This window comes from Nostoc mirabile CHAB5784, assembly GCF_020829645.1.
In the GTDB taxonomy this organism is placed as follows: domain Bacteria; phylum Cyanobacteriota; class Cyanobacteriia; order Cyanobacteriales; family Nostocaceae; genus Nostoc; species Nostoc mirabile.
Map to the genome: position 1 here is coordinate 1 of NZ_JAIVFS010000194.1, position 7,953 is coordinate 7,953.

The 7,953-nt window shown below is 40.3% G+C and carries 10 protein-coding genes and 1 pseudogene; 9 read left to right on the top strand and 2 right to left on the bottom strand.

Features of this window, described 5'->3' with window-relative positions:
- The first annotated feature begins 104 nt into the window (after window positions 1-104).
- The 3 genes and pseudogenes from LC653_RS43430 to LC653_RS43440 all read left to right on the top strand — a co-directional run bounded on the left by LC653_RS43430 (window position 105) and on the right by LC653_RS43440 (window position 2,761).
- Window positions 105-452 carry a XisI protein gene (locus tag LC653_RS43430; protein WP_267923435.1) on the top strand — a complete coding sequence of 116 codons (348 nt, stop codon included), beginning with the start codon at window positions 105-107 and terminating at the stop codon, window positions 450-452.
- A 541-nt stretch (window positions 453-993) separates the two neighbouring features.
- Window positions 994-1,408, top strand: a pseudogene (locus LC653_RS48165) (DUF4277 domain-containing protein); the annotation flags it as partial.
- An 837-nt stretch (window positions 1,409-2,245) separates the two neighbouring features.
- Window positions 2,246-2,761: a hypothetical protein gene (locus LC653_RS43440; protein ID WP_229501452.1), complete on the top strand. Its 516-nt coding sequence runs from the start codon at window positions 2,246-2,248 to the stop codon at window positions 2,759-2,761.
- Window positions 2,762-2,934: 173 nt separating this feature from the next.
- On the opposite strand, the gene LC653_RS43445 is transcribed toward LC653_RS43440, so the two are convergent.
- Window positions 2,935-3,168 carry a hypothetical protein gene (locus LC653_RS43445; RefSeq protein ID WP_229501453.1) on the bottom strand — a complete coding sequence of 78 codons (234 nt, stop codon included), beginning with the start codon at window positions 3,166-3,168 and terminating at the stop codon, window positions 2,935-2,937.
- A 52-nt stretch (window positions 3,169-3,220) separates the two neighbouring features.
- Complete coding sequence (locus LC653_RS43450; RefSeq protein WP_229501454.1) at window positions 3,221-3,745, bottom strand: hypothetical protein; 525 nt, start codon at window positions 3,743-3,745, stop codon at window positions 3,221-3,223.
- A gap of 672 nt (window positions 3,746-4,417) precedes the next feature.
- Between LC653_RS43450 and LC653_RS43455 the strand changes: the two genes are divergently transcribed.
- The 6 genes from LC653_RS43455 to LC653_RS43480 all read left to right on the top strand — a co-directional run bounded on the left by LC653_RS43455 (window position 4,418) and on the right by LC653_RS43480 (window position 7,885).
- Window positions 4,418-4,753 (top strand): type II toxin-antitoxin system RelE/ParE family toxin, encoded by a 336-nt coding sequence (locus LC653_RS43455; RefSeq protein WP_229501455.1) that lies wholly within the window; start codon window positions 4,418-4,420, stop codon window positions 4,751-4,753.
- Entirely contained in the window at window positions 4,746-5,861 is a 1,116-nt protein-coding gene (locus LC653_RS43460) for a HigA family addiction module antitoxin (RefSeq protein WP_229501456.1), read from the top strand. Before LC653_RS43455 ends, LC653_RS43460 begins: the two co-directional genes overlap by 8 nt.
- Window positions 5,862-6,283: 422 nt before the next feature.
- On the top strand, window positions 6,284-6,541 hold the full coding sequence (locus LC653_RS43465; RefSeq protein ID WP_229501457.1) for a ribbon-helix-helix domain-containing protein: 258 nt from the start codon (window positions 6,284-6,286) through the stop codon (window positions 6,539-6,541).
- A gap of 220 nt (window positions 6,542-6,761) precedes the next feature.
- Complete coding sequence (locus LC653_RS43470) at window positions 6,762-6,956, top strand: hypothetical protein (RefSeq protein WP_229501458.1); 195 nt, start codon at window positions 6,762-6,764, stop codon at window positions 6,954-6,956.
- Window positions 6,953-7,249: a hypothetical protein gene (locus LC653_RS43475; RefSeq protein WP_229501459.1), complete on the top strand. Its 297-nt coding sequence runs from the start codon at window positions 6,953-6,955 to the stop codon at window positions 7,247-7,249. Before LC653_RS43470 ends, LC653_RS43475 begins: the two co-directional genes overlap by 4 nt.
- A gap of 168 nt (window positions 7,250-7,417) precedes the next feature.
- Entirely contained in the window at window positions 7,418-7,885 is a 468-nt protein-coding gene (locus LC653_RS43480) for a hypothetical protein (protein ID WP_229501460.1), read from the top strand.
- Window positions 7,886-7,953: the final 68 nt, after the last annotated feature.

Here is a 7,953-nt window from a genome sequence, read left to right on the forward strand (position 1 = left end):
GACCAATTAATCGCTTCGTTTCTTGAGGATTCGCCTTAATGTGATTCAGTATATCGCTCATATTTCTGTGCTAAAAAAGCTCTTTGATGTTCTTTTACCAGAGAATGTTACTATTTTGGAGATGTCTTATCAAGAAGATATTGACTGAGTATTACGAAACTACTAATACTCAAGTTATAAAAGATACGGGAGTTGAAGTAAGCGATCGCTTGGCTTTTGATGAAAAAAGAGATCAATATCTTTGGTTTCGGTTTGGCTGGGATGACAAAAAGCAGATACAGTATATTATCATCTATCTCTGCATTAAAAACGGTAAAGTTTGGGTGGAAGAAGATGCAACTAATTTATGCGTTGTTGATGATTTGCTATCAGCCGGAATACCTCAAGCCGATATTGTTTTGGGTTTCCATCATCCCAGTAAACGAGGTTTAACAGAATTCGCTACTGCTTAAGGAAGCAGGTAAAAAAGATAAAATTAGCGTTCTATGAGCTAAGGATATGAATTCTAAAAGTGCTATAGCTCGGTTGTAAATTCCATAAACTTCTCCACCTGTTTCAACGTTTAAATAATTAGGTGTACTCAATTTCTGGTATCGGTAAATATTACTGGTAACGGTTGAGCAAATCAGCCTATTTGGGATTCAAAATTACACCCCCTTAACAGGGGTAAGGGCGACAACTTAAGGTTAATGAATCCTATGTCTACAGTAGCCCTGCCAATCATGTCATGGAAATCGCTGGTGGTGTGACAGAAACAGAATTAATGTCAATTTTACAGCCCACCTTCCGCACCCTAACTGTCACACATCAATAAAAAGCTGACAAAGTAGTACACAGGAACTAAGATAGATTCAAGAGAAAGTAGATTTAATGAAAGAAAATAGCATTAAGCTGGGGATTTGATCAGAAAGTGAAGTTTTGTAATGAGGACAGAAGAAAGAGAAAACTTCATAGTTAAAAAAATTAATTGATAACAAAAAGATCAATGAGAGAATTGCAACAGAAGTCGTGGAGAATACTGAAGGGAAGTTGAATGCCGAGCACATTGAAATTCAGAACATAGACCATTTAGGAATAGTAGCAGGAATCATAGACGCAATAGGATTAGTCGAAACAATCACTCTCATTAATAGGTGAAGAGAAAGGAGAAAAAGTCAGTCCAGGTCATGTAGTGAAAGCCATGATATTGAACGGGTTAGGATTTGTATCCAAACCTTTGTATATGTTTCCCCAATATTTTGAAACAATAGCCTGTGAGCATTTAATAGGACAGGGAGTAAAGCCAGAGTATCTCAATGATGATAAGCTAGGGAGAGTCATGGATAAACTATTTATAAAAGGGCTAGATACAATATTTTTGAAAATCGCCTTAAATACAGCTAAAAAATTTAACATATCCCTGTTATCACTCAGAGAGTCTAAATCAACGATTAAAAATCAGTTAGGTAAAGCAACTGACCGCCCGACAAAACGATTGGATATTTCAACGCTTTCAGTGTATTCATTTAGTTGAATTTAACAACGAAAAACACGTCTCTAATTGGACTCAAGATAGGGATTTTATCCTGAATCTTTTCCCAGATGATTGTCTCCGTTATTATCAATTAATCAGATAATTCTTATCTTTATTAATTTAATATAGACGTTACCTGAAGCTCATCGTTTTGATTCATAGCTCTAATTTACTATGTCAAAAATCTAGTTTTGCTACTTCAATTCATTATTTTAATTTATGATTTCAGTCTTTAACATCTTCTTTTATTTATCTCACCCGAATCTATTTGCCATCAGTTCTTATTGCTCCTTATTGACAATAGGTTTTGATGCCATTTTTAGTGATTGATGACGATTCTTATGTCTTTTTTGTCTAAATATGTCTGTTTTTATTCTTGTTTGCCTTTTTTCTCTCAGTAATTTCCGTTTGTGACACTTGGGGTGCGGAATGTGGGTTCTATTATTTGTTGCAATACGTGGTCTGCTTCTTGCCAAAAGCTCAGGTATTCTGAGTCTACTTCCCCCACATGAATCGGTGAATACTCAAGCTCATCTGACTGGTTTCGGTTGACTAACCTTTATAAGCGCGGCTTCTATCCCATTCAAAACTTTGTTGATGGCATCCAATTGCTTGCGGCGCTCCCATTCTTTCCGCCCGCTAAGAGAGCGATCGCTCCATAGCATCTGGGCTTTGAAAAAACGGATCGCTTTTCATCTATCATCAGTTTATTGCTATCAAAATTGATATCAAATGGCTGACGACAAGACCCCACCTAGCGAAATGATTCGTGTCCCTACTGCTTTAATTCCAGCAGTACGCCAACTATCCAAACTGCACAGAGAAGGGCATACAATTCCCTTGCTGCAAGGCTTAGAGGAATTAACATCTAAGTTTGATAGCAAGATTGATATCAAGAATTCCGGCAGATTGAAGAAGAAGCTAGAAAACCTGGAATCCCATCTCGACACTAAACTAGAAACAATTACCAAGAAGTTGGAACTCATAGAGAGGGCAATCGCGGATGGTAGATACAGCAACACCAGACCTCGAAGACAAGCGCACCCGTACCAACAACCCCAAGTTGAACTGCAACCCAGAAATAATGAAAGTTTAGCCCAAAGACTTGCTGTAAGCCACCAAAGTCTCATTGCAGAAAGGGAAAACAAGAGCGTCAAAGAATTTATCAGTTGGTCGCGTAACCGTGACCCCATGAGCGTGGGATGGGAATGGAATGTAAAAGACGGACTTTACCATCCGGTAAAATAATTTCAACTGTCTCCGCAATAGGGTTCATTTAAGTCCCGATAGTAATTAGCGATCGCTAATATGTAGGTGGTTGCGATTACCTTTAGCACTATCCCTTGGACAATCGCGCTTTTTTTGGAGAAATGTCGTCAAACAGCCATATAACGACTTTTTCCCCCACAGGTGACAATATACTACAGGTAAAGCAGTTCTCTCGCCTTTTCTTTTAATTCTTCAGGACATTTATCGAGCAATTTCTGCTTGATGTGGTCGCTTAGGGTTTTGCCTTCAAGCCAATCCAGATTGTTGAGCGACCATTGGTTGTCGTCATAGTACCTTTTTACGCGTCCATCCTCGTAAAGAGTGTACTCGTTATCGAGTAGCGAACTTCCTAAATCTACATTGCAAATTTCTTTTGGTTCAGTCATAATCATCCTTTTTGCACTCATTGGTCAGCTTTTACAGAGTTGATGCGTTTCTTTAGCGGGCTACTAATCGCTCCCACCAACTACGCAACATTTCTTGACCGTGAACTGAAACCAGCGTAAGCCGAATATATTCTTCCCAGTCGGCTAAACTAAGCTTTGACCAGATATCATAACTTGTAGTATCAAGGTCATAGAAAGAACTGGGATATGAGACTTCGGTATGTGCTGGAATGTTGTGCTTCGCCAGCGCCTTGAGCAAAGATGCGCTTTCGAGAAAACGTGTTACTCCAGCCAGAAATGAGTAATCGCCTGGATTGTTGGGATTTCCAGTTAAAAGAATTACCGTGTGAGTATACAGACGGGGTTCGCTATCCAAAATATCGATATCGTCTAAAAGGGCTTGCGCTTGATTTTCCTCTAGAACATAATCCACCCATTTACAAGTTAGTTCGTCGTAATCCTTGGGGGTAGATGGCAGCCAAAATGTCCCAATTACTTTGTCAGGATGATGCTCTACCAGATCAGCCATTATGTAGCCGCAACTAGTAACTCCAATCTGAAAAACTGTACCAGTCATGTTTTGTTCCTTGTTTATAGTTGATAGTAGAGCGACATCAGTCTAATTAGTCAGATAATTAAAAAACGTCCTCGCTCTGGTTAGCAGATGAGGTCTTCCCGCTCTCAAAAATTGTTCACAGATGGAAAGGGATTCAATTTTAACTGGTAACGCTCTAGTAAATAAATTTCAGCAAAATATATGATTTATAAAATTTCATAGTTACTCCAGATATTTTTGTGAACATTAATAGAGTTCCCAAAAATTAAGGTTCACTAGCAAATATCTAAAGGTAGGCGATCGCTAATCAGGAGATGGTTCTTTCTTACTAGATGGACTAAAGCATGAGTTTACTATGCAACTTAACCGAAAATTATATTCCCGGATCTGGAATAGGGTAGGTATAATCAGCCAAAACAAAGGTCTATCATCAACTAGCACCTCTTTTGACAATTGCGCTTAAATCAGGAGTAATGCGGTATTGAATGAGCAGAAGTCTAATCGTGTCTGCCAATGGTGAAGCTGGTATCAGATGAAAAAGCTGAAATTTTGAGCATGAAGCCGATTTAGAACAAATGTACTATCATAGAGCAGGTTTACGGTAATTTTTGGGTAATTCCTGTCATTTTTAGTTCAAGCGCCTAGAATGTTATTAACCTTAAGGGTTAACAATATTAATAGAAGTTTGCTACAATGGATATTGTATTTAATAATCGTAAATTTGAAAAAGAGTGCAATAACCAAAGGCTTCTAGAGAAAAATCATGGTGCAGATAGAGCAAAACGCATCCGAAGACGACTAGATAATTTACGTGATGCCAACGTACTTGAAGATATGCGAAATCTTCCAGGAAGATGTCACGAATTGCTTCAAGACCGAGCAGGTCAGTTATCGCTAGATTTGGATCATCCATATCGGCTAATATTTGAGCCAGCAGATGAACCAATTCCTACCAAACCAGATGGTGGCATCGACTGGAATAAAGTAACAGCCGTTAGAATACTGGGCGTGGACAATACTCATGAGTAATGCAATCCAAAATCAATACACGCCAGATTACGTTTCTCCTCCTGGGGAGACTCTTCAAGAAATCCTTGAAGAGCGGGGTATGTCCCAAGCTGAACTGGCGGAACGTACAGGGAGACCTAAAAAAACAATTAACGAAATCATCAATGCCAAAGCAGCTATTACTCCTGAAACCGCATTGCAGTTAGAGCGTGTATTTAATATCCCAGCTAGTTTTTGGAACAACCACGAACAACGATACCGAGAATTTTTAGCGCAACAGGAAGAAAAAGAGCGCTTAGAAAAGCAAGTAGCATGGCTTAAAAGAATTCCTGTTACAGCTATGATTAAGTCTGGCTGGATTCGGCGCTATCAGGACAAAGTTGAACAATTGCGGGAAGTGCTAAATTTTTTCGCAGTCGCCTCCCCTGAACAATGGGAGGGAATATGGTGTCGTACTCATGTGGATTTTCGGAAATCCCAGGCTTTTCAAAGTGAGCATGGGGCAATGGCCGCTTGGCTGCGTCAAGGAGAAATTAAAGCTGGTGAGATTTCTTGTGCTACCTATGATGCCAATAAGTTTAGGGAGGCACTGCTACAAGTCCGCGCTCTAACGATGAAATCACCAGAGATTTTTCAACCAGAATTAGTGCGGCTGTGTGCTGAAACAGGTGTGGCTGTGGTTTTTATACCGGAACTTCCCAAGACAAGAGCCTGTGGAGCAACACGCTGGTTAAATCCTCAGAAAGCGCTGATTCAACTCAGCCTGCGGCATAAAACTGATGACCATTTATGGTTTGCTTTCTTCCATGAATCTGGTCATATTCTGCTGCATGGTAAGCGTGATGTCTTCCTGGAAGGGAAAGGTGTTGCTGCTGTTGAGGATTTAGCCAAGGAGGAAGAAGCAAACAAATTCGCTGCGGACATACTTATCCCCCCTATTGAGTTGAAGCGATTTCTAGCATCAGGTCAACAACGCACTAAAGTGGGTATTGAGCAGTTTGCTGCTGAAATTGGCATTGCACCGGGGATTGTAGTTGGCAGACTTCAGCATGATGGAATTTTACCGCGTAGTCACTGCAACGAATTAAAGCGGCGATTTGAGTGGGTATTAGATGAGCAAGAAAGTTAGTTATTCGATAATCAATAGCCGTCTAAAGACTGCTGTAGACTGCTGTAACTCAATGTCGTTTAATTCTCTTTTCCCGGAACGGGGAAAGAGAATACCTGTGACTTAGTGCAAATAATCTGCCGCCCGTCGTCCTGCTGGTAATTTTTTATTAAGTGCAAATCCATTTCCCGGCTGTGTACCCCTCGCCAACTCTTGTGATGCCAGTGCCTCGGTTGCTCCTCAATCGGTCACTCTGGATTGTGCTGTCAAGGTTCGGTGGGCTTTGAGATTGCCAAAAGGTAATCGCCTTTTGTTTTCACCTCATAAATATAATGTAACGTATTTGCGTTGCATAGTCAATAGTTGCAACGCAAAATTTCCTTTTTAATAAGGAGAAGAATATAATTCAGTAAAAGTATTGCAACGCAAAGTACTGGAGAGCGATGAAGCTAGACACACAAATAAACTTTCGCACTAGCAGCGAAATAAAAGAAGAGTTAGAAAAGATAGCTAAAAGCAGAGGACTTAGGCCATCACAATTGCTTAACGAGATAGTTGAAGATTTTGTCAAGCGCCAGGAAAATCAGGTGACAGAAAAAATAAACTTGGAGAAGGTCTACGAAATGCTTTCAGTGCAAGGACAGCGATTGGAGCTACTAGAAAAGCAACAGCAAGAAATGTCAAAAAAATCAGCAGCCTGAGAGAGGAGAACAAATCTCTCAGGCTGCAACGCGATCGCGTCCTTCAAATTATGAAAGAAAGCCCGCCTCCGTCAAACGACAAGGCGGGTTAAATTTTATTGGCTGCTAAGTAACGCAATGCGTCGCTGATGAATTACAATAAATTGTACAACAAAAAGCAGAAGGTGGGTAAACAAATAAATTTTTCTACCTTCTGCTAAGTTCAAGTGATACAGGTTGTATGAGTGAAACAAACGAGTCAAATCAAGAAAAAATACCTCCCATAGAGCCAAAACCATCTGATGAAACTGTTGATTATGATTGGCGCGATCCCTCTAAACCTCGTAATCCTGAAGATGATGTGATTGTGTCAGGCTGGCGGCGACGTGCTGATGGAACTTTTGAGAAAGTTGAAAACACAGAGGAAAAACAATGACATCTTTTGTATGTGACCAAATTATAGATTTTGAAGCCACCGAGGGTTATGAAGCCCAAGATATTGAAAGGCTAATCGAGCAGATAGAAACGTTACTTACACAGTCGGATGCGTCTAAAGTTGTAGTTTTGTTGAGAAATGCTCATTACCTTACTACAAGAGCATTTGCTATTCTTCATAACTATATTCAGGAACCGATTTCTAAGAATGTAGTATTTGTACTGGTTTCTGCTGACAAATCAAAGATATTTCCTCCCCTGCTAGATTTTGTTCAACATCAAGAAGTGGCATAAGCAAAAGGTTGCCCGTTATGGAGGGCGACCAATTAGCAAAACACAGATGAAGAACTAGAAATACAAATGCGGAAGTAAATAAGTCAGCAGCAGATATAAATCTATAAATCCCCACTGCAAGTTTCTCAGGCTACCAGTGGGGACGGCACATAACCGATAGATAAGGCTATGACTACACAAACAATATCAAATCCTCTGGTATCATGCACAAACTTGAGCGCCGAAAGCTCTGAACAAACCTCAATCCTTGACTACAGCAACCTCAACACCAGCATCCAGGAAACCTTCACTGCCATCGACAGATTCGAGTGCTTCGCGGTAGATGAAATCCTCTTAATGCGGGAACAGCAGCTTTACCTGCAAGCTGGATATAAAAACTTTTCAGAATACTGCCAGCGTGAATTATACGCCTGGGGCGGATACCGACGAATCAACCAACTGCTAGGAGCCAAAAAGGTCATAGACGCAGTTGGCGAGTTGGGGGGACACATCAAAAATGAGCGTCAGGCTCGTCCGTTACTTCGCTTAGTCAAGGAACCAGAGAAACTAAAACAAGCTGTAGCGAACGCACTTACCCGGGGTAGATATAGCGAAGACACTGTTGGCGAAATATTTCTTCACATTAAAAAGCGATAAAAATTAATCAATTTGGAGAAATCGTGAGTGACTTCTTGCAGCAGTTTTGGCACCAATCAGAAACTGTC